This window comes from Sinorhizobium sp. 8-89 (genome assembly GCF_030124325.1).
Taxonomy (GTDB): domain Bacteria; phylum Pseudomonadota; class Alphaproteobacteria; order Rhizobiales; family Rhizobiaceae; genus Sinorhizobium.
The window spans coordinates 54,402-80,047 of sequence record NZ_JASKLR010000004.1; the positions used below are offsets into that span (position 1 = coordinate 54,402).

28 protein-coding genes are annotated in these 25,646 nt (G+C 62.2%); 13 read left to right on the forward strand and 15 right to left on the reverse strand.

What is annotated here, in order from left to right:
- Nucleotides 1-44: 44 nt before the first annotated feature.
- Nucleotides 45-1,058 (forward strand): DUF2125 domain-containing protein, encoded by a 1,014-nt coding sequence (locus tag QN219_RS10330; RefSeq protein WP_283999559.1) that lies wholly within the window; start codon nucleotides 45-47, stop codon nucleotides 1,056-1,058.
- A 39-nt stretch (nucleotides 1,059-1,097) separates the two neighbouring features.
- Here the strand turns inward: QN219_RS10330 and QN219_RS10335 are convergent, their stop codons facing one another.
- The 3 genes from QN219_RS10335 to QN219_RS10345 all read right to left on the reverse strand — a co-directional run bounded on the left by QN219_RS10335 (nucleotide 1,098) and on the right by QN219_RS10345 (nucleotide 3,977).
- Nucleotides 1,098-2,021, reverse strand: a complete 924-nt coding sequence (locus tag QN219_RS10335; protein ID WP_173509258.1) for a prephenate/arogenate dehydrogenase family protein — start codon at nucleotides 2,019-2,021, stop codon at nucleotides 1,098-1,100.
- Entirely contained in the window at nucleotides 2,021-3,127 is a 1,107-nt protein-coding gene (hisC, locus tag QN219_RS10340) for a histidinol-phosphate transaminase (protein ID WP_283999560.1), read from the reverse strand. The genes QN219_RS10335 and hisC overlap by 1 nt, the downstream gene beginning before the upstream one ends.
- A gap of 79 nt (nucleotides 3,128-3,206) precedes the next feature.
- A complete protein-coding gene (locus QN219_RS10345; RefSeq protein ID WP_283999561.1) occupies nucleotides 3,207-3,977 on the reverse strand; it encodes a class I SAM-dependent methyltransferase in 771 nt (256 codons plus the stop codon).
- 99 nt (nucleotides 3,978-4,076) lie between these two features.
- Between QN219_RS10345 and gloB the strand changes: the two genes are divergently transcribed.
- Both gloB and QN219_RS10355 read left to right on the forward strand, forming a co-directional pair.
- Nucleotides 4,077-4,847, forward strand: coding sequence for a hydroxyacylglutathione hydrolase (gene gloB / locus QN219_RS10350; protein WP_283999939.1), 771 nt, complete (start codon nucleotides 4,077-4,079; stop codon nucleotides 4,845-4,847).
- A complete protein-coding gene (locus QN219_RS10355) occupies nucleotides 4,847-5,290 on the forward strand; it encodes a cupin domain-containing protein (RefSeq protein WP_283999562.1) in 444 nt (147 codons plus the stop codon). Before gloB ends, QN219_RS10355 begins: the two co-directional genes overlap by 1 nt.
- Nucleotides 5,291-5,293: 3 nt before the next feature.
- Here QN219_RS10355 and QN219_RS10360 read toward each other — a convergent pair whose 3' ends face one another.
- Complete coding sequence (locus tag QN219_RS10360; RefSeq protein ID WP_283999563.1) at nucleotides 5,294-6,184, reverse strand: DMT family transporter; 891 nt, start codon at nucleotides 6,182-6,184, stop codon at nucleotides 5,294-5,296.
- 105 nt (nucleotides 6,185-6,289) lie between these two features.
- Complete coding sequence (locus tag QN219_RS10365; protein WP_283999564.1) at nucleotides 6,290-7,066, reverse strand: DUF3108 domain-containing protein; 777 nt, start codon at nucleotides 7,064-7,066, stop codon at nucleotides 6,290-6,292.
- A gap of 388 nt (nucleotides 7,067-7,454) precedes the next feature.
- On the opposite strand from QN219_RS10365, the gene rpmB reads away from it, so the two are divergent.
- The gene (gene rpmB, locus QN219_RS10370; protein ID WP_136508834.1) at nucleotides 7,455-7,745 is read left to right on the forward strand and encodes a 50S ribosomal protein L28; all 291 of its coding nucleotides are present in this window, start codon (nucleotides 7,455-7,457) and stop codon (nucleotides 7,743-7,745) included.
- A gap of 141 nt (nucleotides 7,746-7,886) precedes the next feature.
- The gene (locus tag QN219_RS10375; protein ID WP_283999565.1) at nucleotides 7,887-8,525 is read left to right on the forward strand and encodes a VUT family protein; all 639 of its coding nucleotides are present in this window, start codon (nucleotides 7,887-7,889) and stop codon (nucleotides 8,523-8,525) included.
- An 81-nt stretch (nucleotides 8,526-8,606) separates the two neighbouring features.
- Here QN219_RS10375 and QN219_RS10380 read toward each other — a convergent pair whose 3' ends face one another.
- From QN219_RS10380 to QN219_RS10395, 4 genes are all read right to left on the reverse strand, one after another.
- Nucleotides 8,607-9,602: an esterase-like activity of phytase family protein gene (locus tag QN219_RS10380; RefSeq protein WP_283999566.1), complete on the reverse strand. Its 996-nt coding sequence runs from the start codon at nucleotides 9,600-9,602 to the stop codon at nucleotides 8,607-8,609.
- Between the two features lie 119 nt (nucleotides 9,603-9,721).
- On the reverse strand, nucleotides 9,722-11,650 hold the full coding sequence (gene cobT / locus QN219_RS10385) for a cobaltochelatase subunit CobT (RefSeq protein WP_405052124.1): 1,929 nt from the start codon (nucleotides 11,648-11,650) through the stop codon (nucleotides 9,722-9,724).
- 76 nt (nucleotides 11,651-11,726) lie between these two features.
- Nucleotides 11,727-12,722 (reverse strand): cobaltochelatase subunit CobS, encoded by a 996-nt coding sequence (cobS, locus tag QN219_RS10390; protein WP_136508830.1) that lies wholly within the window; start codon nucleotides 12,720-12,722, stop codon nucleotides 11,727-11,729.
- Between the two features lie 76 nt (nucleotides 12,723-12,798).
- Nucleotides 12,799-13,434: a DnaJ domain-containing protein gene (locus QN219_RS10395; RefSeq protein WP_283999940.1), complete on the reverse strand. Its 636-nt coding sequence runs from the start codon at nucleotides 13,432-13,434 to the stop codon at nucleotides 12,799-12,801.
- Nucleotides 13,435-13,666: 232 nt separating this feature from the next.
- Between QN219_RS10395 and QN219_RS10400 the strand changes: the two genes are divergently transcribed.
- A complete protein-coding gene (locus QN219_RS10400) occupies nucleotides 13,667-13,948 on the forward strand; it encodes a BolA family transcriptional regulator (protein ID WP_173509247.1) in 282 nt (93 codons plus the stop codon).
- 7 nt (nucleotides 13,949-13,955) lie between these two features.
- Here the strand turns inward: QN219_RS10400 and QN219_RS10405 are convergent, their stop codons facing one another.
- The 4 genes from QN219_RS10405 to QN219_RS10420 are packed head-to-tail and all read right to left on the reverse strand — an operon-like array spanning nucleotide 13,956 to nucleotide 17,164.
- Nucleotides 13,956-15,263, reverse strand: a complete 1,308-nt coding sequence (locus QN219_RS10405; RefSeq protein WP_283999568.1) for an HlyC/CorC family transporter — start codon at nucleotides 15,261-15,263, stop codon at nucleotides 13,956-13,958.
- Nucleotides 15,260-16,393 carry a 3-dehydroquinate synthase gene (aroB, locus tag QN219_RS10410; protein ID WP_283999569.1) on the reverse strand — a complete coding sequence of 378 codons (1,134 nt, stop codon included), beginning with the start codon at nucleotides 16,391-16,393 and terminating at the stop codon, nucleotides 15,260-15,262. The genes QN219_RS10405 and aroB overlap by 4 nt, the downstream gene beginning before the upstream one ends.
- Nucleotides 16,386-16,976, reverse strand: a complete 591-nt coding sequence (locus QN219_RS10415) for a shikimate kinase (protein WP_283999570.1) — start codon at nucleotides 16,974-16,976, stop codon at nucleotides 16,386-16,388. Before QN219_RS10415 ends, aroB begins: the two co-directional genes overlap by 8 nt.
- Nucleotides 16,973-17,164, reverse strand: a complete 192-nt coding sequence (locus tag QN219_RS10420) for a hypothetical protein (protein WP_283999571.1) — start codon at nucleotides 17,162-17,164, stop codon at nucleotides 16,973-16,975. The genes QN219_RS10415 and QN219_RS10420 overlap by 4 nt, the downstream gene beginning before the upstream one ends.
- A gap of 49 nt (nucleotides 17,165-17,213) precedes the next feature.
- On the opposite strand from QN219_RS10420, the gene QN219_RS10425 reads away from it, so the two are divergent.
- The 6 genes from QN219_RS10425 to QN219_RS10450 all read left to right on the forward strand — a co-directional run bounded on the left by QN219_RS10425 (nucleotide 17,214) and on the right by QN219_RS10450 (nucleotide 21,792).
- Entirely contained in the window at nucleotides 17,214-17,363 is a 150-nt protein-coding gene (locus QN219_RS10425) for a hypothetical protein (protein ID WP_173509242.1), read from the forward strand.
- The gene (gene xerD / locus QN219_RS10430; protein ID WP_283999572.1) at nucleotides 17,360-18,313 is read left to right on the forward strand and encodes a site-specific tyrosine recombinase XerD; all 954 of its coding nucleotides are present in this window, start codon (nucleotides 17,360-17,362) and stop codon (nucleotides 18,311-18,313) included. The genes QN219_RS10425 and xerD overlap by 4 nt, the downstream gene beginning before the upstream one ends.
- A gap of 63 nt (nucleotides 18,314-18,376) precedes the next feature.
- Nucleotides 18,377-19,330 carry an acetyl-CoA carboxylase carboxyltransferase subunit alpha gene (locus QN219_RS10435; RefSeq protein WP_269281710.1) on the forward strand — a complete coding sequence of 318 codons (954 nt, stop codon included), beginning with the start codon at nucleotides 18,377-18,379 and terminating at the stop codon, nucleotides 19,328-19,330.
- A 214-nt stretch (nucleotides 19,331-19,544) separates the two neighbouring features.
- Nucleotides 19,545-20,987 carry a murein L,D-transpeptidase family protein gene (locus QN219_RS10440; RefSeq protein ID WP_283999573.1) on the forward strand — a complete coding sequence of 481 codons (1,443 nt, stop codon included), beginning with the start codon at nucleotides 19,545-19,547 and terminating at the stop codon, nucleotides 20,985-20,987.
- On the forward strand, nucleotides 20,987-21,223 hold the full coding sequence (locus QN219_RS10445; RefSeq protein ID WP_283999574.1) for a sulfurtransferase TusA family protein: 237 nt from the start codon (nucleotides 20,987-20,989) through the stop codon (nucleotides 21,221-21,223). The genes QN219_RS10440 and QN219_RS10445 overlap by 1 nt, the downstream gene beginning before the upstream one ends.
- A gap of 98 nt (nucleotides 21,224-21,321) precedes the next feature.
- Nucleotides 21,322-21,792 (forward strand): isoprenylcysteine carboxylmethyltransferase family protein, encoded by a 471-nt coding sequence (locus tag QN219_RS10450; RefSeq protein WP_283999575.1) that lies wholly within the window; start codon nucleotides 21,322-21,324, stop codon nucleotides 21,790-21,792.
- 45 nt (nucleotides 21,793-21,837) lie between these two features.
- On the opposite strand, the gene QN219_RS10455 is transcribed toward QN219_RS10450, so the two are convergent.
- Both QN219_RS10455 and QN219_RS10460 read right to left on the reverse strand, forming a co-directional pair.
- The gene (locus QN219_RS10455; RefSeq protein ID WP_283999576.1) at nucleotides 21,838-22,989 is read right to left on the reverse strand and encodes a GTP-binding protein; all 1,152 of its coding nucleotides are present in this window, start codon (nucleotides 22,987-22,989) and stop codon (nucleotides 21,838-21,840) included.
- Between the two features lie 103 nt (nucleotides 22,990-23,092).
- Nucleotides 23,093-24,133: a D-alanyl-D-alanine carboxypeptidase family protein gene (locus tag QN219_RS10460; protein ID WP_283999941.1), complete on the reverse strand. Its 1,041-nt coding sequence runs from the start codon at nucleotides 24,131-24,133 to the stop codon at nucleotides 23,093-23,095.
- Between the two features lie 331 nt (nucleotides 24,134-24,464).
- Between QN219_RS10460 and QN219_RS10465 the strand changes: the two genes are divergently transcribed.
- Complete coding sequence (locus tag QN219_RS10465; RefSeq protein ID WP_283999577.1) at nucleotides 24,465-25,628, forward strand: M20 aminoacylase family protein; 1,164 nt, start codon at nucleotides 24,465-24,467, stop codon at nucleotides 25,626-25,628.
- Nucleotides 25,629-25,646 lie beyond the last annotated feature (18 nt).

Sequence of the window (25,646 nt, forward strand, 5' to 3'; positions counted from 1 at the left end):
CGAAGCGGTTTCCGCCACAGCATCAATTGGAGTACGCGATTAGAATGACCGTCACCGATGTCGCCAACGGATCATCAGCCGGCAAGAAATTTCTTTGGCTGGCAGTGGGCATCGTGCTCGCCGCTGGCATTTATTCCGCCGGCTGGTTCTTTGCCGCAGACCAGATCGAAAAGCGACTGACAACCTATCTCTCCGAAAAACGGGAAAACGGTCTTGGCGGTGAGTGCACGGACATGGAAGTGCGGGGCTTCCCGTTCCGCATCGGTCTTTTCTGCGACAAGCTGCGCCTCGACGACAATCTTCGCGGCGCGTCCGTATCCTTCGGCTCCCTCAGGACGGCTTCTCAGGTCTATCAACCGGGACGCGCCATTGTCGAACTCGACGGCCCCGCCGAGGTCCGGATGTCGCCGGGCCTTACGGTTTCGGCCGACTGGACGCTGTTGCATGCGAGCCTCAACGCGACGATGTCGGGCCTGGAGCGCTCGTCGATCGCCTACGACAATCTCACCGGAACGGCGCGTTGGCCGCTGACGGGTGACAGTCTGGGCTTCGGCGCCAGTCACGGCGAGATACACTTGCGCCAGAACGGCGAAGACCTCGATGCCGCCCTGAGCGTCGAGAAGCTCGATCTGCGCCCGGCGCAAGGACCGAGCCTCGCCTCGCCGGTCGATGTCGCAGCGGACGTCACCGTCGTTGGCAAGGCCGGGTGGATGCAGGCGGGTGCCCTTTCAGCACGCATGCTGCGCGGCAGCAGCGGCGAACTGCGTCACTTGACCCTTGATGCGGGCGAAGGAATGAGCGCGAAGCTCTCGGGTCCGTTTTCAGTGAACGATCAGGGCCTGATATCCGGCGAGTTTTCGCTGACCATGATGAATATCGATGCCTGGCACACGAGCCTCATGAAGGTCGTTCCCGAGGAAATCGACCTGATCAACAACATCGCGACCATGCTGAAGGCTCTGGCCGGCGGCAAGAACGAGGCAACGGTAAAACTCAACGTACGGGACGGCACCGCCTTCCTGGCCTTCATTCCGGTTGGCGTGCTACCGACGCTCTGAAGCCGAGGCGGCGGCCTCCCGCCGCTTCGCGGTTGCCCGCTATTTGGGATCCATTGCGTGCCGGCCGAAGTCCGGCATGGCCGTGTCCTGACCCGCCTGGATGATCGAGCGGCGGATTGCCCGCGTGCGGGTGAAGAGATCGAAGAGCTTGTCGCCGTCGCCCCAGCGAATCGCCCGTTGCAGGTAGGCAAGGTCTTCGGAAAAGCGGGCGAGCATTTCGAGGATCGCATCCTTGTTGTGCAGGCAGACGTCACGCCACATGGTCGGATCCGACGCCGCCAGGCGCGTGAAGTCGCGGAAACCCGAGGCCGAATATTTGATGACTTCGGACTCGGTGACCGTTTCCAGGTCGTCCGCCGTTCCCACGATGTTGTAGGCGATGATGTGCGGAACGTGGGAGACGATCGCCAGCACCTTGTCGTGGTGCTCGGGGTCCATCTCGTCGACCATCGAGCCGAGCGTCTCCCAGAAGAGCCTGAGCTTCGCGATCGCCTCTTCGTCTGCGCCGACGGGCGGCGTGAGGATGCACCAGCGTCCGCGGAAAAGTCCGACGAACCCGGCATCGGGGCCGGAGTGTTCGGTACCCGCAATCGGGTGGCCGGGGATGAAATGGACCGTATTGGGCAAATGCGGCGCCATCTGCGCGATGACCGAGCCCTTCGTCGAACCGACATCGGTTACGATTGCACCGGGCTTCAGATGCGCGGCGATTTCGGCGGCAACGGCACCGGAAGCGCCGACCGGCACCGAAACGACAACGAGGTCGGCATCCTTGACCGCCTCGGCCGCCGAAAGCGTGTAGCGGTCGCCGAGGCCGAGCTCGCGGGCCCGGTTTAGCGTCGCGGCACTCCGTGTCGAGACGACGATCGTGCCTGCCAATTGCTTCTCGCGGATTTCCCGGGCGATCGACGACCCAATCAGGCCAATACCGACAAGGGCGATCGTTTCGAACTGTTGAGCCATTATTTTTGTCCCATGAATTCAGTCAATGCGGCGATGACGCCTTCGTTCGCTTCCTCGGACCCGATGGTCATGCGGAGCGCATTGGGAAAACCGTAAGCGCGCACGGCGCGCAGGATAAAGCCGCGGGCCGTCAGGAACGCATCCGCCTCCTCGGCCGATTTCCCGCCCATCTCCGGAAAGTGGATCAGCACGAAATTGGTTACGGAAGGCGTCACACGCAGACCGATCGCCTGCAATGCCGCGGTGACTTTCGCGAGCCAGGTAAGATTGTGATCGACCGCCACGGCAACGAAGGCCTGGTCGCGGATAGCTGCCGCGCCTGCCGCGATCGCGGGTGCATTGAGATTGAATGGACCGCGTACACGATCGACGGCATCCACGATCTCGCGCGGGGCAAACATCCAGCCGATGCGAAGCCCGGCGAGTCCATAGATCTTCGAGAACGTCCTCGTCATCACGACGTTGCGATTGCTCGACACCAGTTCCACGCCCGCCTCGTAATCGTTGCGCCGGACGTATTCCGCATAGGCAGCGTCAAGCACCAGCAACACCCCGGAGGGAAGGCTCGCGTGCAGCCGGCGGACCTCGTCCACCGGGACATAGGTGCCGGTCGGGTTGGCCGGATTGGCGATGAAGACGATCTTCGTCCGTTCCGTCACTGCAGCGAGGATCGCGTCGACATCGACGCGCGCATCCTTTTCCTTGACCGTGACTGCGGTGGCGCAGGCGGCCAGGATCTGGATCTTGTAGACGAGGAATCCGTGCTCGGTGATGATCCCCTCATCGCCCGGACCGAGATAGGTGTGGCAGAGAAGCCCGAGCAGCTCGTCGGAACCATTGCCGCAAACGATATTGGCCGGGTTCAGGCCGTGAACCGCAGCGATCGCGTCCTTCAACGCTTGCGCCTGACCGTCTGGATAGCGCTCGAGATTGGAGGCTGCGTTCCGGAACGCCTCGAGCGCGCTCGGACTTGCGCCGAGCGGCGTCTCGTTCGACGAGAGCTTGTGAACCTTGGCAACACCCGGCGCATGCTCCTTGCCCGGCACATAGGCGGCGATGTCCAGAATGCCGGGACGCGGTTGCGGGCTCTTTGAAACAAGGTTCATCGGATCGGCTTTCACGGGAGGAAATGTGGCAAAGCCAATAGCCGGGCAGAGGAAATTTGTCGAGTGCGACAGCCCTGTCTTATGGGGCTTTGACCTCTGGTAACCGCTTGCGCGTGCTCGGCACGCCGTGCGGTGCCAGCACCGGAACGAAGACGCGGCGCGAAGCGCGGACAGCCACCGGTAGGCCCTGATAGAGCCGCTTTTGCGCCTCGACGATGATCACCCCGGAAAACACCGGCCAAAGCGAACGGCCGAACCGCTCCAGGCTGTGCCGGAGGCGAAGGACGATCTTGCGCTTCGACGGCGGAAAGAACAGCGCCTCGGAGGTAGCGCCCGGCGTGAAATTCGTCTCGCGGAGCAGCGCCGTCAACTGACCGCGCGAATAGGGTCGTCCCGAGCCGAAGGGGGTGTGTTCCATCCGCGCCCAGACGCCGCGGCGATTCGGCACGACGATAACCAGCCGGCCACCGGGCGCAAGGATCCGCCAGATTTCCTTCATTGTTTCGCGCGGGCTTTCGGCGAATTCCAGCGAATGCACCATCAGCACGCGGTCGATCGACGCGTCAGGCAGCGGCAGTTCCTCGTCGAAGACCAGCGCCGTCGACGATAACTCGGCGACCGGCCAGTTCACCGCACCCTGCCCGGCCGGCATGAAGGCGAAAGTCCGCTCGGTATCCGCCCGGAAGCGCTCGAGATAGGGAACGGCATAGCCGAGCCCGACCAGCCGCTCCTCCGGCAAGCGCGCCCAGACCGAGGAGAGCGCCATGCTGACGGAATGCTCCGCCATGCGGCCAAGCTCGGAATGATAAAATTGGCGAAGATCGACGATATCCGTGTGCATGGCCAACATGTTAGCTTTGGAACGGTAGACTTCAAGGCGAGCCTCGCTACATTCGGCTGGAGCGGTTCCGCCCGCAGCCCGCATCACGCCCGATCGGAGGACCTCATCATGGCCGCGCTCGAACTCGACCTCTTCCTCTGCCGTACCGATAATTTTGGTGTGCTTCTCCATGATCCGGAGAGCGGCGCAACGGCATCGATCGATGCACCGGAGGAGCAACCGATCCTCGACACCCTGGAGCGGCGGGGCTGGCGCCTCACACACATCCTGACGACCCACCACCATGGCGATCACGTGGCGGCGAATGTCAGTCTCAAGGAACGCTTCGGCGTTACGATCATAGGGCCGAAGGGCGAGGCATCGAAGATCCCCGGCATCGACAGGAGCGTCGGCCAAGGGGACCGCTTTGATTTTGCCGGCCATCCGGTCGAGGTCATCGAAACGCCGGGACATACCGCGGGCCACATCTGCTTCCATTTCCCACAGGACAAGATGCTGTTTGCCGCGGACACGCTGTTTGCACTCGGCTGCGGGCGACTGTTCGAGGGAACTGCCGAGACAATGTGGCAGTCGCTGAACCGGCTGACGGCGCTCCCCGATGACACGTCGGTCTTTTTCGGCCACGAATACACGCTTGCCAACGCGCATTTCGCCGTGACGGTCGATCCCGAAAACGCCGCCCTCAAGGCGCGCGCCGCTGAAATCGAGGAGACGCGCTCGGATGGCGGGTTCACCGCGCCGACGACCATCGGCCTCGAAAAGCGGACCAATCCGTTCCTTCGCGCGGGCGATCAAAAGATCCGCAAGCATCTCGGCATGGAGGGCGCCAGCGACGCGGAGGTGTTTGCAGAGATCCGCAGGCGCAAGGATAATTTCTGATGGACGTCTCACGGGATCTCACGCCAGCCGCGATTGTCGACGCGCTTGGATTGGCGAGACATCCGGAGGGCGGCTGGTACGTGGAGACCTTCCGCGACGACGTCGGCACGCCGCGCAGCCATTCGACGGCGATCTACTATCTTCTCGAAAGAGGCGAGCGGTCGCACTGGCACCGCGTCCGTGACGCCGCCGAAATCTGGCACTATTACGCGGGCGCCCCTCTCGAACTCAGCATCGCAGAGCCCGGCAAGCCGGCTTCGCGCTCTCGCCTTGGACCGGATTTGCTTGATGGACAAAGGCCGCAGCACGTCGTCCCCGCCAACTGGTGGCAGTCGGCCGCCTCGCTCGGAGACTGGACACTCGTCGGTTGCACCGTCGCGCCGGGATTCGATTTTTCCGCATTCGAGATGGCGGCTCCCGACTGGCAGCCGCCAAAGAACTGACGCCTATTCCGCCGGCTGCGGGGCAGTCCTGCTCTTGCGAAAGACCATGTCCCTCGCCGCCAGCACAGCGCCGCCGGTCACAAGCAGGCAGGCTGCAGCTATTCGCCATGAGGGTTCCGCAAAGCCGAAGAGGATCAGGACCAGCGTCGAGAGGACGGGCGCCGCATAGCTTGCAACGCCGAGAAGCTGGATATCCCCGTTCTTCACGCCGAAGTCCCAGGCATAGAACGCCGCGCCGACCGGCAAGAGGCCAAGCCCGGCGACGGCAAACCATTCGAAAGCCGTCTGCGGCCAGATCGTCGTCTCGAGACCGAGGTGGCAGAGGAATGAAAGGATCGAAGTCGCCAGGCAGAATCCGGTCACGACATCAGTCGAAACCGCGTCGAAGCGGCGCGTCAGCAAGGAATAACCCGACCAAGTGAAGGCGCAGAGGAATGCGGCGCCGTAACCGAGTGTATAGGCGTCGTCGAAGGCGACGCCATTGCGGGCGACGATCAGGATGGTGCCGCCAAGTCCTGCGAGCGCACCGGCGATATGATACCAGCGAAGCCTCTCTCCCGGCAGCAGCGCCGAGCCGACCACGATCAGCAGCGGCCAGAGATAGGCGATCAGTCCCGCCTCGACCGCCGGGGCGTTGCGCAGTGCAGTGAAATAGAGAAAGTGATAGCCGAAAAGCCCGGCAATGCCCGTGATCCAGACCTTCGCGGGCTGTTTCAAAAGCGCGAATCGCTCCGGCTTCACAGCCAGTACGACAATGCCCGGCAGGCTGCCGATCAGGAAGCAGATCGCCGAAAGCTGGAACGGCGGCATCTTGCCCGAAGCCGCGGTAAAGAGCGCCAGCAGCGACCACATCAGGATCGCGGAAAAACCGATCAACGTTGCCTTGAACTTCATTCCTGTCCCCACGCCCGCTCACCTTCGTGAAAGCCGCGTCAAATCAATCATGCCCTGCATAGTTAGCGCCCGTTCGCGACGAGCGAAAGAGACGATCGGGATCGATCACCCGCCGAATCGCGTCGCGGAAACCGTCACGGGACCAAGCTTGGTCGGGATGCGGACATAGACCGGGGCATAGACATCGACGGTCTCGGCTTTTGCGAACCAGATCTCCATCGTCTCCAGCCGGCGCAGATATTCGACGTCCTCGCGACCCTTCCTGTATCCCGCCTTCGGCACGAAGCGGACACCACAGACAATGACTTCGCCGTTAAATCCCCGGGTCTTGAAGGCTCGGGTCCCCCTGGGCGACAGCTTGATGTCGAGCCGCGATTCGCCATCGAAGATCGGCAGCGTATTGGGGCAGACCCGGCTCTTCCCCGGAATGATCAGCCCGGAGAGCGGATCCAGAACGTTGCGCATGTCGCGGCTCGTTACCGGCACCCAGTTCTTCGGGAGCGGATTGCGTTTCGGGGTCATACTCGCACGCACGACATTGCCGTTGCGGAAGGTGACACTGATCGCACGCGACTTCCTGCCGCTGCGATAGGACATCGAATATTGCGAGGCGCGCAGATGATCGTTCCCGATCACCCCGGAAACGCGTGTCTGGCCGGACGTGCGGCTGATGATGTCGACGAGGCCGGCCGAATTCAGTGTGCCGGAAATCGTGTAACGATTCTTTTCGAGCTCGGTGTGGAAAGTGGCCCGCGCGAGCGGCAGGCCGGCAAGCGAAATGCTGTAATCCGTTTGATGCGCGATATCCGCAGCCAAGGATGCTGTGGAAAACATCATCGCAGTCAGCAATGCTGACGCCCGGAAGCCATTGCGCCTGTTCATGCCCGAAAGCCCTGTCGTTCTGCCGTCGTTGCAATCCTCTGGGATGCAAGCAGTTTGCGGCTTTTTTCGCGCCAAATCCTTAAAATACAACCGCGGCAATGGAGAACAAGCGTCGCCTCTTCATTCCACGGTCTTTGTGAGAGAAATAGCGCAGTGAAGAACGGCTTGGAATGGGTATGGGCGCCGATTAATGTATCCAGATGAGCGATCGCCTTGCGAGACCGGCTGGAAAATCTGCGGTTTTTCGAGAATGCGCAGTGTTTGGCTTGACTGGCAGGCCTTCTCTGACTATAGAACCGCGACTTTCCAATAATGGCCAACAGGAACGCGGCCTGGGCTCTGGGCCCGCTACCGCATTGTCCGGCGGCGATAAGAGAATAGGTGTACCATGTCCCGTAGTTGCGAATTGACCGGCAAGGGCGTCCAGTCGGGCCACAATGTCAGCCACGCCAACAACAAGACCAAGCGCAAGTTCCTCCCGAACCTGTGCAACGTCACGCTGATTTCCGATGCTCTCGGCCAGCGCTTCCGTCTGCGCGTTTCCGCAGCCGCTCTCCGCTCGGTCGAGCACCGCGGCGGTCTCGACGCTTTCCTGCTGAAGGCTGACGAGAACGAGCTGAGCATGCGCGCTCGCCTGCTGCGCCGCCAGATCGTCAAGAAGACCGCTGAAGCAGCCTGATCGCCGCCAGCGCTTCTGACAAGACTTAAAGGCTTGCGGGCTCTGACCGGCAAGCCTTTTTCTCGTGTCGCCACATATTCATCCGCCGGGACTGTCCCGGCTATGTCGTCTCCAACTGGTGGCATCACCCAGGATAAAAAAATGCTGACCAACCGCACGTTCTTTATCTATGTCGCGCTCATGACCTCGGTGGTCGTGGCGTCGAATTTCCTCGTCCAATATCCCCTTCCAGGCTCCGTTGCCGGCATGAACCTTGGCGATCTCTGGACCTGGGGCGCTTTCAGCTATCCCTTCGCGTTCCTTGTCACGGACCTCACCAACCGCCATTTCGGACCGCGGATTGCGCGCCGCGTGGTGGTTGCCGGTTTTGTCGTCGGCGTTACCTTCTCGATCTACCTCGCGACGCCGCGCATCGCGATCGCTTCCGGTTCGGCGTTCCTGTTCGGACAGCTCCTCGACATTTCCGTGTTCAACCGGCTGCGCCGGCAGACCTGGTGGCATGCACCGCTCGCCGGCTCTCTCATCGGCTCGGCATTGGACACAGCGATGTTCTTCTCCTTCGCCTTCGCACCGTTCTTCGTGTTCTTTGGACCGAACGACAGCTTTGCGCTGGAGACCGCTCCCCTGCTCGGCGCGCTTGCTGCGGAGGCACCGCGCTGGATCTCCTGGGCGCTTGGCGATCTTTTGGTGAAGATCCTTTGCGGCATCGTGCTGCTCTTGCCCTATGGAGCGCTGATGAGCATCATCAAGCCGATGCCGGCAGCCAGCGCCACCGCATAAGACCAGTAGAGAACAGAATGGATGTTGACGGGGTCGCGATGCGGCCCCGTTTTCATTTTGCGAGGCGACGAGTTAGTCCCGTCAATCCAGGATCAGCCGGAATTCAAGCATCAGGTTGCGTTCGAGAATCGAATGATTGTCATCGGAAACGACGACCACGCGAACCTCGCCGTCGGGCCGAACGACGACATCCAGCCCCTCCATATTGTCGATCTGATAGCTCATGTCGGCCTTGAGCAACACCTCGCCGTCGACCGCGGCGCCCGGACGAATATCGCCGGCGGCAATCCGGCGAATGCGCATGCCGAGACCGGAGGCGAGATTGAAGCGACGCTCCAGGAGAAGCAGGTCGCCATTCGGCAGGAAGTCACCGTCGGTAACAGCATAGGGGTCCTCGCGAACCACCGTGAACGCACCTTTCATCGGCCCCTCCAGAATCCCCGCCAGAAGGTTATCCGCGTTGTCGACGCTGCGTTCCGCAACTATGACCGCAGCACCGCGAAGGGGACTGTCCTTTGGCGCGATCGCTATGGTTTCGAGACCGCCATTGATGCGCAATTCCTCGACGGGGAACGGCAGGGCCATTTGCCGGACGGGCTTCGAGCGCGCAAAGCCCGGATCGGGATAGATCTCGATACGGGCCAGTTGCTCGAAACTGACGATCGCCTCCCCTTCACGCAGAGCCAGGCCCTCCGAGTCTACCCTCCACTTCTTGAGCTCAGCACCACCATTTCCATCGGTCATTGATGTCACGGTCAGCTCGGTCAGGCTCTGGAGCCTGCCAGCACCGTCGCGGACAACGGCCCCCTCGATCCAGTGGCCGGTGTCCATCACGGCGACGAAGGAATCGCCGCCCGGTCGGAACCGGATCGCGGAAATTGCACCGAGCAGCGGGTTGGGCGACGTCATTTCGATGCCGCCGATGAATTCGAGCCCGCCAAACATCGTTTGATCGGAGCCGGATTTGAATTGCGTCACCTGCCGGCTCTGAACGGGCACGATCTCGCTCGCCGGCCCCGCCCCGGCGATCGTGGCCGATGCCAGAAGGGAAAGGACAACAAGGCTTCGACGGAGCATATGAGAGGGACCTTCGGAGGACAGGATGGGGCCTGGTGAGGCAGGGAACGACTTCGCAGGAGGGGCCGCCCAAGCCATCGGTGCCGTCGGTATCGGGGCCATGGAGATCCGACCGGCTCCTAGCCCGCCCGGCGCGTGCGCCCCGGGCGCCGATGCATGCTTTCGTCCTCGAAGAGCGCTGCAAGCTGCTCCGTCATCGCACCGGCCAGTTCGTCCGCGTCGACGATGGTCACGGCGCGGCGGTAATAGCGCGTCACGTCGTGGCCGATGCCGATCGCCAGAAGCTCGACCGGTGAGCGGGTCTCGATCTGCTCGATGACGGCACGCAAATGGCGTTCGAGATAGTTTCCGGCGTTCACCGACAAGGTGGAATCATCGACCGGAGCACCGTCCGAGATCATCATCAGAATGCGCCGCTGCTCTGGTCGCGCCAGCAGGCGGTCATGCGCCCACATCAGCGCCTCGCCGTCGATGTTCTCTTTGAGCAGGCCCTCGCGCATCATCAGCCCGAGATTGCGGCGTGCGCGACGCCACGGCGCGTCTGCGGACTTGTATACGATGTGCCGGAGATCGTTGAGGCGGCCGGGCGATTGCGGCTTGCCGCTCGCGAGCCATTTCTCGCGCGACTGCCCGCCCTTCCAAGCCTTGGTGGTGAAGCCGAGGATTTCCGCCTTGACGCCGCAACGCTCCAGTGTGCGTGCGAGAATGTCGGCGCAGGTCGCTGCAACCGTGATCGGCCGGCCGCGCATCGAGCCGGAATTGTCGATCAGCAGCGTCACCACCGTATCGCGGAAGGTCGTGTCCTTCTCACGCTTGAAGGACAGCGGCTGCATCGGGTCGATGATGATGCGTTGCAGTCTGGCCGTGTCGAGATACCCTTCCTCGAGGTCGAACTCCCAGGAGCGGTTCTGCTGGGCCATCAGCCGACGCTGCAGCCGGTTGGCGAGGCGGCCGACTGCCCCCTGCAGGTGGGCCAGCTGCTTGTCGAGGAACGCACGGAGGCGGTCGAGCTCCGCCTCGTCGCAAAGCTCCTCGGCGGTGATCGTCTCGTCGAATTCGCGCGTAAAGACGGTGTAGTCGACCTTCTCGTTGAAATCCGCAAAGGGATGGTTCGGCCGCTTGACTTCGCCTGGCGTCTCGCTCTCCTCGTCGCCCTCATCTTGGAGGTCGTCGTCGGAAATCTCGGCGCCATCCATCTCACCTTCTTCCATCTGCTCCTCGGCAGACTGGTTTTCATCGGCGGGCGCGGCGTCGGAGCCTTCTTCCTCGTCGCTGGCGTTCTCGTCCTGCTCCTGGCTGCGCGGCTGGTCCTCGTCGGTCTCGCTTTCCTGCTCGTCCGGTTCGATATCGTCCTCGCCGTATTTTTCGGCGACATCCATCGACGACAGCATGTCGCGCACGACGCGGGCGAAGGCCTGCTGATCATTGATTGCAGCCGACAGATTGCGCATATCCGCAGAGGCCTTGCCCTCGATGAAATCGCGCCAGAGATCGAGCACCTTGCCGGCCGATGTCGGTGGCCTCTCCCCGGTCAGTTTCTCACGCACGAGAAGCGCCACCGCCTCTTCGAGAGGCGCGTCAGATTGGCTGTCGATCGCCGAGAAATTCGCCTTGGCGTATTTCTCCTCGAGCATCGAGGTGAGATTGTCGGCGACCCCGGTCATCCGCAGCGCACCGATCGCCTCGACGCGCGCCTGCTCGACAGCATCGAAGATGGCTCGCGCGTCCGCCCCCTGCGGCGACATCGTCGCGTGGATGCGGGCGTCGTGGCATGCCTTGCGTAGCGCCATGGAATCGCCGAGGCCCCGCGCCACGGCCAACTCCTGCCGCGTGGGGCGCTTCGAAAGCTCCGGTAGCCGGATGCGCTCGCCCGCCATTCCGGGGCGCTCGTTCGCAAAGGCGACCTCGAGCTCGGCGTCGCCGGCAATCGACCGGATACAGCCGGAAAGCGCCCGCTTGAACGGCTCAGCGGCGTTTTCCCTCGCGTTCGGCTTCGCCTTGGAGTTCGAGCTCACGACAATTCCTTTTTCAGCCAGATACGGTGACATCCGGGGCGCTCAAGTCCGCTTGACTGTGAAAGTCCGCGGAGGCCGGCTTCTGCCCGAAGCCGGCAGCAGAAAACCCTCAGGCGGTGGCTTCCAGCACGATGTTGGCGGCGCTCTCCTTGAGCTCGACGCCGAAGGCTCGCTGGTAGTGCTCGGCGACCAGCGCCCGCTCCAGCTCGTCGCACTTGTTGAGGAAAGTCACGCGGAAGGCGAAGGCAATGTCGCCGAAGATATAGGCATTCTCCGCCCAGGTGATCACCGTACGCGGGCTCATGACAGTCGAAAGATCGCCGTTGATAAACGCTGCGCGCGTGAGATCGGCGACGCGAACCATCTTCGAGACGGTCTCGCGCCCCTTGTCGGCGGTAAAGCCCTTGACCTTGGCGGCGACGATGTCGACTTCCTTATCATGCGGCAGATAGTTGAGCGTGGTGACGATCGACCAGCGGTCCATCTGCGCCTGGTTGATCTGCTGCGTGCCGTGGTAGAGACCGGTCGTATCGCCAAGACCCACCGTGTTCGCCGTCGCAAACAGACGGAAGGCCGGGTGCGGACGAATGACGCGGCTCTGGTCGAGCAGGGTCAGGCGGCCGGAGGACTCGAGCACGCGCTGGATGACGAACATGACGTCCGGGCGGCCCGCGTCGTATTCGTCGAAGACGAGCGCCACATTGTGCTGGTAGGCCCAGGGGAGAATGCCGTCCTTGAACTCGGTGACCTGCAGCCCGTCCTTGACGACGATCGCATCCTTGCCGACGAGGTCTATACGGCTGACATGGCTGTCGAGGTTCACGCGCACGCAGGGCCAGTTGAGCCGTGCGGCAACCTGTTCGATATGGGTGGACTTGCCGGTCCCGTGATAGCCGGCGACCATGACGCGTCGGTTGTGAGCGAATCCTGCAAGAATGGCGAGCGTCGTTTCGCGATCGAAGAGATAGTCGGGATCGAGATCGGGCACATAGGCGTCGCCCTTCGAATAGGCAGGAACGCGCAAATCCGTGTCAATGCCGAAGACCTCCCGGACAGAGATCGTCGTGTCGGGGAGGTTCGAAATGTCGAGGTCAATCTTGCTCATCATGTCTCCAGAGCGGCCGCCGGTCAGCACCCGCGCATTCGCCTGCAAAAAGTGCTTTCTGTCATAATCCGCGTTGTTAGCAGAAACCAGCCTGTTTTAACAATTGATAGGCTTGAATAACCGCGCGAAAACGGTCCTCCGATCCCCTGTCTCCGCCATTCGCGTCAGGGTGATGTTTCTTCACGAGATCCTTGTAGGCCGTCTTGATATCGGCGGCCGTTGCCGAGGCCGCGAGGCCGAGCGTCTCGAACGCCTTGGCTTCGAGCGTTTTCAGCTTGCGCAGGCGCGGTTCGTGCCGGGCCGAGCGAGCACGAGCCTCGTTGAAAAAGCCGAACGGATCACGCATGCGGGCCTGCGCCCCTGCCGTGCCCGAGCGCATCTGCGACTGAGTTGGGCCGCTGCGGGCGCTCTTGTTGACTCCCACCGTCCAGGTCGGGCGATGGCCGGTCACGGCTTCCTTCTGGTAGCGCGCAATCTCGGTATCGGAAAGCCCGGAGAAATAATTGTAGCCCTTGTTGTACTCCTTCACGTGCTCGAAGCAGAACATGAAGTACTCACCCTCGGCATTGCGGCCGACGGGGGCCCGATGCATCGCCTTCTTGTCACAGCCGTCCCACTGGCATACGGGCGCAGACGGCTCTGCGCGCGGCTCCACCTTGCGGCGCGTACGGATGCGATCGAAGTATTTTGAATCGAGTTTCATAGCCGACATTATGGGGTTTGGAGGCCCCCACAACAAGAATTGACAAAGCGGAATGTTGCTGGCTTTGTGCGAGCATTTTGCACCGCCCCAGCATGTTTCCTTAGATCGATTACGATTTATGGAAACATGCTGCACTTCAAAGTGCTACAGCGTCTTTGCGCGTCTGATACGACGCGCGGCGCTGCACGGCCTATGCGGACAGCATTTCGCCTCGCAGCAAGCAGGGAAATAGGACGGAAGAATGTCGCTGCAAAGCCGGATCGAACAGAAACTCATCGAAGCCTTCCATCCGGAGCGCCTCGCGGTGATCAACGAGAGCCATCTGCATGCCGGTCACCAGCCCGGTTTCGACGGCGGAGGCGAAACGCATATCAGGATCAGGATTGTTTCCAGCGCGTTCGACGGCATGAGCCGAGTGGCGCGCCACCGCGCGATCAATGATCTCCTGAAGCCTGAGCTCGATGCGGGTCTGCATGCGCTCGCCGTCGAACCATTCGCGCCGGGAGAGCCGACGCGCTGGTGACGAGGTGCTAGCCGATTGGCGCATCGTCCTCGGCGGGGCGGATGCGCAACTTTGTAATCCGGTTCTTTACCCGCTTCATGACAATGAAACGCTTGCCGTAGAATGTGAAGGCCTGCCGCTCTTCCGGGATGCTCTTCGATTCATGGATGACAAGACCGGCAACGGTGGTCGCCTCCTCGTCAGGCAGCGACCAGTCCAGCGCCCGGTTGAGATCGCGGATCGGTACCGATCCATCGACGACGATCGAACCGTCGGCCTCCTGCCGCACGCCTTGGATGTCGATATCGTGCTCATCGGCGATATCGCCCACGATCTCTTCAAGGATATCCTCGAGTGTAACGAGACCCTGGACCTGACCATATTCGTCGACAACGATGGCAAGATGCAGCTTGCGCCGCAGGAAGGCATTGAGCTGATCCTTGAGATTGGTCGTATCCGGCACGAACCACGGCTTCTGCGCGATCTTGACGATATCGAGGCGCTCGGGTTCGACGTCCGGCTCAGCCAGTACGCGCAGGAGGTCCTTGGAATGGACGACGCCGACGATGTTGTCGGTCGATCCGCGCCAGAGCGGCAGGCGCGTGAAGGGGCTCTCGAGGATTTCCCGAATGCAGACCTCCGGCGGCTCCTCCGCGTTGATCGCACGCATCGCCGTACGGTGTATCATGACGTCGGAGACCTCGAGCTCGCCGAGGTCGAGCACGCCACCGAGCCGGTCGAGGTCCGCCTTGATCACGGATCCTTCCCGGTGAAGCAGATCGACCGCGCCCCTCAGTTCCTCATGCGCCGACAGCATCGGCATGTCCGACGAAAGCTTCACGCCAAAGAGATTGAGTATGCGCCGGACAATCGCATTGACGAGCGCCGATACCGGGCCAGCCACGGCGACCAGGGGGCTCACCACCGGCGCCACGGCGCGCGCGAAGCGATCCGGCGAAGCGATCGCCCAGCTTTTCGGCAGCACCTCGGAAAATATCACGAGCAGCACGGTCATCACGAGCGTCGTAATCGCCACGCCCATGTCGCCAAAAAGGCCGATCAGCAAGCTTGTCGCCAGCGAAGAGGCAAGGATATTGGCGAGGTTGTTGCCGATGAGCAGCGTGCCGGTCAAACGATCGCGCCGCTCGGTCAGCCGATTGACGAGACCGGCGCGCTGGTCGCCATTGCTTTCCAGCATATGCATCCGTGACCGCGAGGCAGCCGTCAGCGCGGTCTCCGAGCCCGAGAAGAAGGCGGAGAGCAGCAGAAGGCAAATGATCGAAACGAGAGACAGCCAGTATTCCGCCAGAAAGGCCAGAAACGCGTCGCCGGTCATTGGGGGTGCTTCTCCTTGAGGAAGCCCAGCACCTCCGAGGACGGCACATCATCCGCGACGAAGGACTGGCCGATGCCCCTTGTGAGAATGAAGGTGAGCTTGCCACCCTTCACCTTCTTGTCCTGGGCGATCGCGTCCATCAGCCGTTCGGCCGGCGGCAGCTTGCCGGGTATGTCGGCGATCCGCGTCGGCAGGCCGACTGCCTTCAGATGGGCTTCCACGCGCCGCGCATCGTCGGGGCTTGCGAGGTTCATGCGGGCGGAAAACTCATGTGCCAGAACCATGCCGATCGCAACGCCCTCGCCGTGCACCAGGCGCGCGCTGTCGTATTCCGTCGCCGCCTCCAGAGCGTGGCCGAAGGTATGCCCGAGATTGAGAAGCGCACGCAGACCGTTTTCGCGTTCGTCCGCAGCAACGACGTCGGCCTTGGCCTGGCAACTGACGGCAATGGCCTCGATCCGCGCCGGCCCTCCGGCGAAGACGGCCTGCCAGTTCCGTTCGAGCCAATCGAAGAATTCCGGCTTGTCGATCAGGCCGTATTTGGCGACCTCCGCGTAGCCAGCCCGGAACTCGCGCGGGCTCAGCGTATCGAGCACGTCCGTGTCGGCGAGGACGAGATCGGGCTGATGAAAGACACCGATCAGGTTCTTGCCGTGAGGCGAATTGATCCCGGTCTTGCCGCCGACGGAGGAATCGACCTGTGCCAGCAGCGATGTCGGAACCTGGAGAAAGCGCGAGCCGCGGCGGACGATACCGGCCGCAAACCCGGTGAGATCACCGATGACGCCGCCCCCGAGGGCGATCACCGCGTCGTTCCGCTCGATCCTGGCGCCAAGCACGGTCTCGCAGACGGGAATGAGGTGGTCGAAGCTCTTGGTCTTTTCGCCGGCGGGGAGGACGAGCGAGACCGCCTCGATGCCATTTTCGCCGAGGCTCGCCATCAGCGGCTGAAGATAGCGCGGGGCGACGTTCTCGTCGGTTATGACCGCCATCTTCCGGCCCTTGAGGCGCGACGCGATTTCCTTGCCCGCCGCGGCGATGAGGCCGGGACCGATGAGGATGTCATAGGAGCGATCTCCAAGGTCTACACGGACCTTGCGCTCGGCGGCGGGTATCACACGGCTAGTCATGGCTTCGAGCTTTCTGGCGATCGGCGATGGCGGTAAGAACCTCCTCGACGATCATCTCCTTCTTCACATCGCGCGAGAGGACCGTCAGATCCGCCTCGGCATAGATCGGGTAACGCGCGCGCATCAGGTTTTCGAGTGTCTGCTTCGGGTTCTCGGTTTTCAGGAGCGGCCGCGTATCGCGTTTGCTCACCCGCTCCCACAGCACGTCGAGCTCCGCATTGAGCCAGATTGTAACGCCGCCTTTCTTGATCTGCCGGCGCGATCGTTCGTTAATGTAGGCACCGCCACCGGTCGAGACGACCCGGGGACCGGATCTTAGCAGACGTTTCAGCACGCGGGCCTCGAGAGCGCGAAACTCTTCCTCGCCATAAGCCGCGAAAAGCTCGCTGATCGTCATGCGGGAAACCCGTTCGATCTCATGGTCGGAATCTATGAATGGAACGCCGAGCGCCTGTGCGGTCAGGCGACCGATTGCCGATTTTCCCGCCCCCATCAATCCGATGAAAACGAGATTGCGCTTACCGAGGGCGAGCTTCGCCCGTTCGGCAAGTGTCGCGGAAACCGGTTCGGTCACGTCGTTCATTGCACTTCATTTTCCCCATTCCCCTCCGATATCGACAAATCGGCGGGGAGCGTCAAGTCGTCGCGCGTGCCGGGCGACGCTTCTTGAACTCGGCGGCGCGGCCGTTCATATAGTTCGCGCATCCGCAGCAATCGCACGTCCATCCAGACATACAGGGATTGCTGCAGCACTTTGAAGAACGACTGCATGATTTCTAAACCAGCTCTGATTTAAGGGAGTCATGCAGAGGAGACCGAAATGCCGACCCTTTTCCGCTTCCTGTTCTTCTTGGCCGTCTTCGCCGGCATCGTCTATGGCACGATGGTGGCGCTCGTGACTTTCGTCGAGCCGGTCGAGCGGGATGTAACGGTGCGCATTCCATCGGAACGGGTCAACAAACCGAAATGACAGATCTCTCCGCCGCCTATGTCGAATCCTTTCTGGAAATGATGAGCGCCGAGCGTGGCGCGGCGGCCAATACGCTGCAATCCTATGAGCGCGACCTGAAAGATGCACTCTCGTTTCTGCGGACCCGCGGCACGCGATTGATCGATGCCTCGGCCGACGATTTGCGAAGCTATCTCTCGCATCTCGCCTGCGAGGGCTTCAAATCCTCGTCGCAGGCACGCCGCCTATCGGCGTTGCGGCAGTTCTACAAGTTTCTTTACGCCGAGGGCCTCAGGGGCGACGACCCGACCGGTATTCTCGATGCGCCGAAGAAAGGACGCGCGCTGCCGAAGACGCTCAGCATCGATGATGTGTCCAGGCTGATCGGCCAGGCGGAAGCGGAAGCCGCCACCGGCGGTGAAGACGCGGTGGCGAAACTGCGCATGCATGCGCTGATCGAACTCCTCTACGCAACCGGTATGCGGGTCAGCGAACTCGTCTCGCTGCCGGCGAGCGTGTTGTCGCAGAACGGACGCTTCCTCGTCATTCGCGGCAAGGGCAACAAGGAACGGCTGGTGCCGTTGTCGCAGGCCGCCTTGCGCGCCATGCGCGCTTATGGAGAAGCCCTGCGGGTCAGGAACGCGGAGGCCGACCCGCCAGAGGAAAGCCTCTGGCTCTTTCCTTCCCATGGCAAGACCGGCTTTCTGCCGCGCCAGGTTTTCGCGCGCGACCTAAAGGGCCTCGCGGCACGCGCCGGCATAAGGATCGCGGCGATCTCGCCGCATGTTCTGCGCCATGCCTTCGCCAGCCACCTGCTCGCCAACGGCGCCGACCTGCGTGCCGTGCAGGAACTGCTCGGCCATTCGGACATTTCAACGACACAAATCTATACACATGTGCTGGAAGAACGGCTGCATGACCTCGTGCAGAACCATCACCCCCTTGCCAAACAGGCGAAAAAACAGGATTAGGACCGCCGGGCAGGCTGGCTTCGACCGGAGAGCCCTGTCGCAAATTGATCGGAAACGCATCTCATGCACAACTATCTCGATTTCGAAAAACCCATTTCTGATCTCGAAGGCAAGATTCTCGAACTGAAGAAACTCGCCAGTGAAGATGAGAGTGTGAATACATCCGACGAGATCGCACGGCTTGAGGTGCGTGTACGCGACGCGATGGCCGAGATCTATTCCAAGCTGTCGCCGTGGCAGAAGACCCAGGTCGCCCGCCACCCGTCACGCCCGCATTTTCTCGACTACGCAGCCGAACTCTTCACCGAATTCACGCCGCTCGCCGGCGACCGCAACTTCGGCAACGACGATGCAATCCAGGCGGGCCTTGCCCGCTTTCGCGGCATGCCGGTCGCCGTTCTCGGCCAGGAAAAGGGCAACGACACCAAATCGCGCATCAAGCACAATTTCGGCAGCCCGCGCCCGGAAGGTTATCGCAAGGCGATCCGCGTCATGGAGATGGCCGACCGCTTCAGCCTGCCGCTGATCACGCTGGTCGACACGGCCGGCGCCTATCCGGGCGTCGACGCCGAGGAACGCGGTCAAGCCGAGGCGATCGCCCGCTCGACCGAGATGTGTCTCAAGGTCAAGGTGCCGATCGTCACCGTGGTCCTCGGTGAAGGCGGCTCCGGCGGCGCGATCGCGATCGCAACCGGCAACCGCGTCTATATGCTGGAGCATGCGATCTACAGCGTCATCTCGCCGGAGGGCGCGGCTTCGATCCTGTGGCGCGATTCAGCGCGCGCCAAGGAAGCGGCAAGCAGCATGAAAATTACGGCCGAGGACCTGAAGTCGCTCGGCATCATCGACGGCATCATTCCCGAACCGGTCGGCGGCGCCCACCGCGACCCGCTGTCTGTCATCGGCCGCACCGGAACCGTGATCGCCGACGCGCTTAAGGACCTGTCCGGCCGCAGCGGCGACGAATTGCGGACGGACCGCCGGCAGAAATACCTGAATATCGGTCGAAATCTCTGAACCTTTGCGATTAAAACGGCGGCATCGGCAACCGGAAATCGGACTGTGGCCAAATCTTGGCCATATTCGTACGGTCATGAAAGATGGCGTGCGCAGGGGGATCCTGCAGGGTTAAGATTTCGTGAAGAATAATCGCTTACTGATTCGTTGAGGGCGCCTCCTCGACGGGTGCGGCGCTCAATGACGGATTTTGTTTTTTAACGGGCCTCTGCCGATGCGTTTCAGGAACCTTGTTGCCACCGCCGCTATCGCAGCCGCGCTTGCCGGCTGCACCAACGAGACGCTGGATTCTGTCAATCTCTCCTCGGTAAAGAACAAGACGGAATATCAGCTTTCGAGCAAGATGACCGCGAAGATGCGCGAACTGGGGATGCAGAAGACGTCGCCGATCGCGCTGCGGATCTTCAAGGAAGAAGGCACGCTCGAAGTCTGGAAGGCCAACGCGGCGAACCGCTTTCAACTCCTGAAGAGCTACAAGATCTGCGCGTGGTCCGGAAAGCTCGGTCCCAAGGTGAAGGAAGGCGACCGGCAGGCGCCCGAAGGATTCTACCCGCTGTTCCCGCACCAGATGAATCCCAATTCCAATTATTACCTCGCGATCAACACTGGTTTCCCGAATACTTACGACAAGGCGAACGGCCGCTCCGGTACGCATCTGATGATCCATGGCGCCTGCTCTTCGTCGGGCTGCTACTCGATGACCGACGAGCAGATCATCGAGATCTTCGCGCTCGCGCGTGATGCCTTCAGGGGTGGACAGCAAAGCGTCCAGCTCCAGGCTTTCCCCTTCCGCATGACCGCGGAGAACATGGCCCGCCATCGCGACAATTCGAATATCGAGTTCTGGAAGATGCTGAAGGCCGGCTACGACCAGTTCGAGGTGACCAAGCGTCCGCCGGAAGTGAATTTCTGCGAGAGGAAATACGTCTTCAACCGGCAGAGCGACGGCACGTTCAATCCGACGGGCCAATGCCCGGCGATGTCGACGCCGCCTGCGCTACAAGTGGCAATGGCAAACTTCGAGAAGGACTATCAGCGCGATTACGACAAGGCGCTGAAGAAGTACGAAGGCATGGTCTGGTATGAACCGAGCGAGGCGGAGCGCAAGGCGATCGTCGCCGACCAGCGCAAGGGCCGCGAACTCGCCTATGCCCCCACGGGCAATTCGCTCGATGCCGGCAAGCTGATGAAGGTGAGCGACCTCGAAAAACAGCTCGCGGACCAGAAGGCGGCCGAGGAAGCCAAGCAGGCGGCGCTGATCCAGAAGGAGGCGCTTGAGAAGGCGACCCGTGGCGGCGCGAGCGTGCCAGTACCGCAGGCAAGCCCGATCGAGCGGCCTGTTCTGCAGGCGGCCGTCCAGACGCCGCCCGCGAGAAAATCCTTCTGGAATCTGTTCTCGGCGAGCGAACCGGAAGCCGCGACGCCTGCACCTGCGGCACAGGCGCCCGCACAGCCGGCCTCCGCGCCGGCGGCGCAGCAGCCCGCGGCAAACCAGCAGCCGGCAGCCGCCGACCAGAAGCAGGGACGTACGCCGGCCGAAGGCGATGAACAAATGGCTGCGGCCCCGGCGGAAAATCCGCAGGCGCCGACAACCGAACAGGCCGTCGCCGAGCAGCAGCCGAAGAAGCGTCCATTCTGGAAGATCTGGGGCAATTGATGCCGGACGAACCCAGGATCGTCTATGACCTAAGGGGGCTTAAGTGCCCCCTTCCCGTTTTGAAGACGCGCAAGCGCATGCAGGCGCTCGCACCCGGGGCCCTGCTCGAAATCGAGACCACGGATCCTCTGGCGGTGATCGACATTCCGCATTTCTGCAACGAGGACGGGCACCGGCTTGAGAGGGCCGAGCCGTCCGAAGGCGGACATCGCTTCATCATTCGCAAGAAAGCGTAGCCGATCGGGCGAAATCGTCGCCCTGCCGCCGGGTTGGGGGGCTCCAAGGCTCGGGATTCCTGCTATGATCCCAGCGGAGTACCAGACGGGGCTGCGGGATGAACGAGGCAAGCGACAGTTCCGGCGCGGTAGTGCGGCCGCCGATCGCCTGGGCATTGGCGGTCGTGGCGGGGCTCGTGCTCGACGGACTCTACCCGCTGCCGTTCCTACCGGCGGCGGTGCCGGCACCTTGGCTGGGCGCTGTCGTTTTCCTTGCCGGTCTGGCACTGCTGATCTGGGCTGCGACGACCTTCCGCCGGGCGGGAACGCATATCCAGACCACGCAGCCGACGACGACGATTGTCGAAGAGGGGCCTTACCGCTACAGCCGCAACCCGATCTACACCGGCATGTTTCTCGGCCTGATCGGTTTCGCCTTCGGCTTCGACAGCCTGTGGCTCCTCATCCTGCTGGTGCCGTTCTATCTCGTCATTCGCTACGGTGTGGTCGCCCGCGAGGAGGATTATCTCGAACGCAAGTTCGGCGACGCCTATCGCGCGTACAAGAGCCGCATCCGCCGCTGGCTATAGCGGCAATGCGGGCCTCCCGAGCGCTTCAACCAACTCTGTGCCGATCTAAAATCTCACGCCCGGAACGGCGAGCGGGTTGTCCGACAGTGCCTGCGCATCCGGCCGGTCGATCCGCGGCTTGCCGGTGAAGGCATCGAAGAGGTCGCGGACGAAGGCTTCCTCAAGACCCTTGGTGATCAGCACCATGCGCGTGCGCCGGTCGGCGGGATCTGGCCAGGCGGCTAGCCGCTCCGGAGGATGAAAGACGGTCTGCACGCCATGCAACACGAGCGGCCGTTCGGGATTGTCTGCCACGGAAACGACCGCCTTCATCCTCAGCAGTTTCTCGCCATGGGCCGAGCGCAGAAGGTCGATGAACATTTCGAGTGCCATCGGTTCGATCGGCCGGTCGTGAATGATGCTGAAGGAACGGATATCCGAACCGTGGCGCGTGACATCGTGATGGTGGTGATCGCCATGATGGTAACGATGGTCGTGATCGTGATGGTCGTGATCGTGGTCGTCATGATCATGATCGGCGTGCGTCTCGTCCTGAAGCCAGCGGCCCACGTCGGGGACCTTGGTGGACGGGTCGTAGAGACCGCAGGCAAACAGATCCGCTCGGCCGGCCCCGTCCGTATCGCCGTCGATCACCGGCGCGCGTGGATTGAGGTCCCTGAGCCGTTCCAGAAGCGTCTCGCGCTCTGCGTCAGTCGCGAGCTTGGTCTTGCTGACGACGAGCCGGTCGGCGACCGCGACCTGCTTCAACGCTTCCACGTGGTTCGCGATCGTCTGCAGACCGTTCACCGCGTCCACGACCGTGACGACGCCGTCCAGCCGAAAGTTCTGAGCGAGGATCGGATTGCCGAGCACGGACTGCAGCACCGGCGCCGGGTCGGCAAGCCCGGTCGTTTCGATTACGACACGCCGCAGCGGCTTGATGCGGCCGGTCTGCATACGGTCCATGAGGTCGGCGAGCGTGTCGACAAGCTCTCCGCGCACCGTGCAGCATAGGCAGCCGTCGGAAAGCTCAATCACGCCGTCGCTCGAGGCCTCGACCAGCAGGTGGTCGATCGAGACATCGCCGAATTCGTTGATGATAACCGCCGTATCGGCGAGGTCCGGATCCTTAAGCAGACGGTTGAGAAGCGTCGTCTTGCCCGCACCGAGAAAGCCGGTGAGGATAGATACCGGCACCACCGGCAGGGGACCGTTCATGGCGGACTCCATCGTAGATCACGCTGGTTTCGGATCGACTCGAAACCATGAAATTTGAGACGCGCGATGCGGCCGAAGACCGCGCACCTCTCGTTATCCGGCTCTAGAAACTCGGGCGAGGAACCGGGATGGGCACGTTGGCGATCTCGACGTCGCCCTGCCCCGCGATATCGCTGCCGGCCGTGGCGATTTTGTCGCCACTGCCCGGGATAAGCCCGGCAAAAGCAAGCTTGAGCGGGCGATTGATTTCGTGGATGTAAGGAGAAAGCAGCTTCTGGCGCCCGGCTTCGTCGCGACCTTCACTGCGCACCTTCGCGGCGGTCTTGGAGCAGATCTGCTTACTGACGTCCGTAACCGTGTCGCGGCCCTCTCCATAGGGAGCGATCTGCGTCAGAGACTGCTTGCCCGCGCTGCTGGTCGTCAGCGCCATCTGCAAGAGCCGGGCGGACTCCTCGGCGCGGGCGCCGAGACTGTCTTCACCGAGAACGACCGAAACGACGCTCCGGCCATCGCGCGTCGCCGACGAGACCTGGTTGAAGCCCGACGCGCAGATAAAGCCGGTCTTCATGCCGTCCGCGCCGTCGAAGCGGCCGATCAGCATGTTGTAATTGGCATAGTCCTTCTTGCCGGTGGTGAAGCCTTCCAGCGAGAAATAGGCCGCATATTCGGGGAATTCGCGCTTCAACGTGATCGCCAGCACAGCAAGGTCGCGAGCCGTCGTATACTGCCCCTCGCCCGGCAGCCCGTTGGCATTGATGAAATGGGACGAGGTCATCCCGATACGCCGTGCCTCGGCATTCATCCGCTCGATGAAGGCAGGTTCGGAGCCGCCGACCGTTTCCGCGATGGCAACGGCGACGTCATTTGCCGATTTCACCAGCATCATCTTCAGCGCGCTGTCGAGCGTCATCGCCTGGCCGGGCTTGTAGAACATCTTGCTCGGCGGCTCGGACGCGGCGTTCTTCGTCATTACGACCGGGCTTTCCAGCGTCAGTTGCCCCGTCTTGATCGCCCGGAAGGTCGTATAGGCCGTCATAAGCTTGGTCAGCGATGCCGGGTACCACTTCCGGAAGATGTCCTGATGCTCGTAGACCTTGAGAGAGTTGACGTCGACGACCAGCCGCGGATTGGCAAATGCCGGCATTACCACTGCCAGAAATGCCGCACAGGCTCCCGCGAGAACGCCCACCGTGCTCGCCCCATCACGCCTCAAGAATCCACCTGTCACCACAATCCAACCTCGAAATTCCGCAATTGCCTCGTCTTGTCCCGGTATTTAGCCTATATGGCGAGGAGATGGCAAAGCCCAATCCTTGGCTGCCGCGCCAATCCACTGCGCCCTTACAGCGCCGCGCGTCCAATCGGACACGCAAAGTCGCTGTGGAGCTTTGAGTTTCTGCGTGACTTTGTCCTCAAATCGATTCCGATTTAAGGAATCATGCAGTAGTGACCGAACAGACCGACAGGACGACCCTATGCCGATTCTCAACCGCGCTGCCGAACTCCAGAACGAAGTCACCGAGTGGCGGCGCCACCTGCACATGAACCCCGAACTCCTGTTCGCGGTCGAAAATACGGCAGCCTTTGTGGAAAGGAAACTGAAGGAATTCGGCGTTGACGAAATCGTGACTGGTCTTGGCAGGACCGGTGTCGTCGGCATCATCCGCGGCAATCTTGGCGACGGTCGCACGATCGGGCTGAGGGCCGACATGGACGCGCTGCCGATCACCGAGACGAGCGGCAAGCCCTGGTCGTCGACGACCGCCGGCAAGATGCACGCCTGCGGCCATGATGGTCACACGGCCATGCTGCTCGGTGCGGCGAAATATCTCGCGGAGACCCGTAATTTCGCGGGCTCCGTCGCGGTCATCTTCCAGCCGGCGGAGGAAGGCGGCGGCGGCGGCAACGAGATGGTCAAGGATGGGATGATGGAGCGTTTCGCGATCGCGGAGGTCTACGGCATGCACAACATGCCGGGCATGCCGGTCGGCCATTTTGGCAGCCGCATCGGCCCGATCATGGCGTCAACCGATGAGTTCACCATCACCATCAACGGCCGCGGCGGCCACGCGGCCCAGCCGCACAAAACGATCGACCCGATCGTGATCGGCTCGCAGATCGTCAACGCGCTCCAGACGATTGCCTCGCGCACCGTCGATCCCCTCGCATCCGTCGTCGTCTCGGTCACGAAGTTCAACGCCGGCTTCGCCCACAACGTCATTCCCGAGCAGGCGGTCCTTGCAGGAACCGTCCGCACCCTGATGCCGGAAGTGCGCGACACCGGCGAGGCGCGCATCCGCCAGATCGCCGAAAGCATCGCCGGCGCCTATGGTGCGACGGTGAACGTCTGGTACGGCCGCAACTATCCCGTGACCGTCAACCATGCCGACGAGACCGCCCACGCGCTTGCGGCCGCAGCGACGGTTGCCGGAGCGGCCAAGGTCAATCCATCGCTCGATCCGATGATGGGTGGCGAGGATTTCTCCTATATGCTGCTCTCCCGGCCGGGCGCCTTCATCTTCATGGGCAACGGCGACACGGCCGGTCTTCACCATCCGGCCTATGACTTCAACGACGAGGCGATCCCGCACGGGATTTCCTATTGGGTGAAGCTCGCTGAAACGCGACTGGCCGCCTGAGAGACGCGAGCGGGAGGC

What these genes read in the sequence shown, in the direction of transcription:
- QN219_RS10330 (WP_283999559.1), top strand. Translation starts at nt 45, where the DNA reads ATGACCGTCACCGATGTCGCCAACGGATCATCAGCCGGCAAGAAATTT.
- QN219_RS10335 (WP_173509258.1), bottom strand. Translation starts at nt 2,021, where the DNA reads ATGGCTCAACAGTTCGAAACGATCGCCCTTGTCGGTATTGGCCTGATT.
- hisC (WP_283999560.1), bottom strand. Translation starts at nt 3,127, where the DNA reads ATGAACCTTGTTTCAAAGAGCCCGCAACCGCGTCCCGGCATTCTGGAC.
- QN219_RS10345 (WP_283999561.1), bottom strand. Translation starts at nt 3,977, where the DNA reads ATGTTGGCCATGCACACGGATATCGTCGATCTTCGCCAATTTTATCAT.
- gloB (WP_283999939.1), top strand. Translation starts at nt 4,077, where the DNA reads ATGGCCGCGCTCGAACTCGACCTCTTCCTCTGCCGTACCGATAATTTT.
- QN219_RS10355 (WP_283999562.1), top strand. Translation starts at nt 4,847, where the DNA reads ATGGACGTCTCACGGGATCTCACGCCAGCCGCGATTGTCGACGCGCTT.
- QN219_RS10360 (WP_283999563.1), bottom strand. Translation starts at nt 6,184, where the DNA reads ATGAAGTTCAAGGCAACGTTGATCGGTTTTTCCGCGATCCTGATGTGG.
- QN219_RS10365 (WP_283999564.1), bottom strand. Translation starts at nt 7,066, where the DNA reads ATGAACAGGCGCAATGGCTTCCGGGCGTCAGCATTGCTGACTGCGATG.
- rpmB (WP_136508834.1), top strand. Translation starts at nt 7,455, where the DNA reads ATGTCCCGTAGTTGCGAATTGACCGGCAAGGGCGTCCAGTCGGGCCAC.
- QN219_RS10375 (WP_283999565.1), top strand. Translation starts at nt 7,887, where the DNA reads ATGCTGACCAACCGCACGTTCTTTATCTATGTCGCGCTCATGACCTCG.
- QN219_RS10380 (WP_283999566.1), bottom strand. Translation starts at nt 9,602, where the DNA reads ATGCTCCGTCGAAGCCTTGTTGTCCTTTCCCTTCTGGCATCGGCCACG.
- cobT (WP_405052124.1), bottom strand. Translation starts at nt 11,650, where the DNA reads ATGTCACCGTATCTGGCTGAAAAAGGAATTGTCGTGAGCTCGAACTCC.
- cobS (WP_136508830.1), bottom strand. Translation starts at nt 12,722, where the DNA reads ATGAGCAAGATTGACCTCGACATTTCGAACCTCCCCGACACGACGATC.
- QN219_RS10395 (WP_283999940.1), bottom strand. Translation starts at nt 13,434, where the DNA reads ATGTCGGCTATGAAACTCGATTCAAAATACTTCGATCGCATCCGTACG.
- QN219_RS10400 (WP_173509247.1), top strand. Translation starts at nt 13,667, where the DNA reads ATGTCGCTGCAAAGCCGGATCGAACAGAAACTCATCGAAGCCTTCCAT.
- QN219_RS10405 (WP_283999568.1), bottom strand. Translation starts at nt 15,263, where the DNA reads ATGACCGGCGACGCGTTTCTGGCCTTTCTGGCGGAATACTGGCTGTCT.
- aroB (WP_283999569.1), bottom strand. Translation starts at nt 16,393, where the DNA reads ATGACTAGCCGTGTGATACCCGCCGCCGAGCGCAAGGTCCGTGTAGAC.
- QN219_RS10415 (WP_283999570.1), bottom strand. Translation starts at nt 16,976, where the DNA reads ATGAACGACGTGACCGAACCGGTTTCCGCGACACTTGCCGAACGGGCG.
- QN219_RS10420 (WP_283999571.1), bottom strand. Translation starts at nt 17,164, where the DNA reads ATGCAGTCGTTCTTCAAAGTGCTGCAGCAATCCCTGTATGTCTGGATG.
- QN219_RS10425 (WP_173509242.1), top strand. Translation starts at nt 17,214, where the DNA reads ATGCCGACCCTTTTCCGCTTCCTGTTCTTCTTGGCCGTCTTCGCCGGC.
- xerD (WP_283999572.1), top strand. Translation starts at nt 17,360, where the DNA reads ATGACAGATCTCTCCGCCGCCTATGTCGAATCCTTTCTGGAAATGATG.
- QN219_RS10435 (WP_269281710.1), top strand. Translation starts at nt 18,377, where the DNA reads ATGCACAACTATCTCGATTTCGAAAAACCCATTTCTGATCTCGAAGGC.
- QN219_RS10440 (WP_283999573.1), top strand. Translation starts at nt 19,545, where the DNA reads ATGCGTTTCAGGAACCTTGTTGCCACCGCCGCTATCGCAGCCGCGCTT.
- QN219_RS10445 (WP_283999574.1), top strand. Translation starts at nt 20,987, where the DNA reads ATGCCGGACGAACCCAGGATCGTCTATGACCTAAGGGGGCTTAAGTGC.
- QN219_RS10450 (WP_283999575.1), top strand. Translation starts at nt 21,322, where the DNA reads ATGAACGAGGCAAGCGACAGTTCCGGCGCGGTAGTGCGGCCGCCGATC.
- QN219_RS10455 (WP_283999576.1), bottom strand. Translation starts at nt 22,989, where the DNA reads ATGAACGGTCCCCTGCCGGTGGTGCCGGTATCTATCCTCACCGGCTTT.
- QN219_RS10460 (WP_283999941.1), bottom strand. Translation starts at nt 24,133, where the DNA reads ATGCCGGCATTTGCCAATCCGCGGCTGGTCGTCGACGTCAACTCTCTC.
- QN219_RS10465 (WP_283999577.1), top strand. Translation starts at nt 24,465, where the DNA reads ATGCCGATTCTCAACCGCGCTGCCGAACTCCAGAACGAAGTCACCGAG.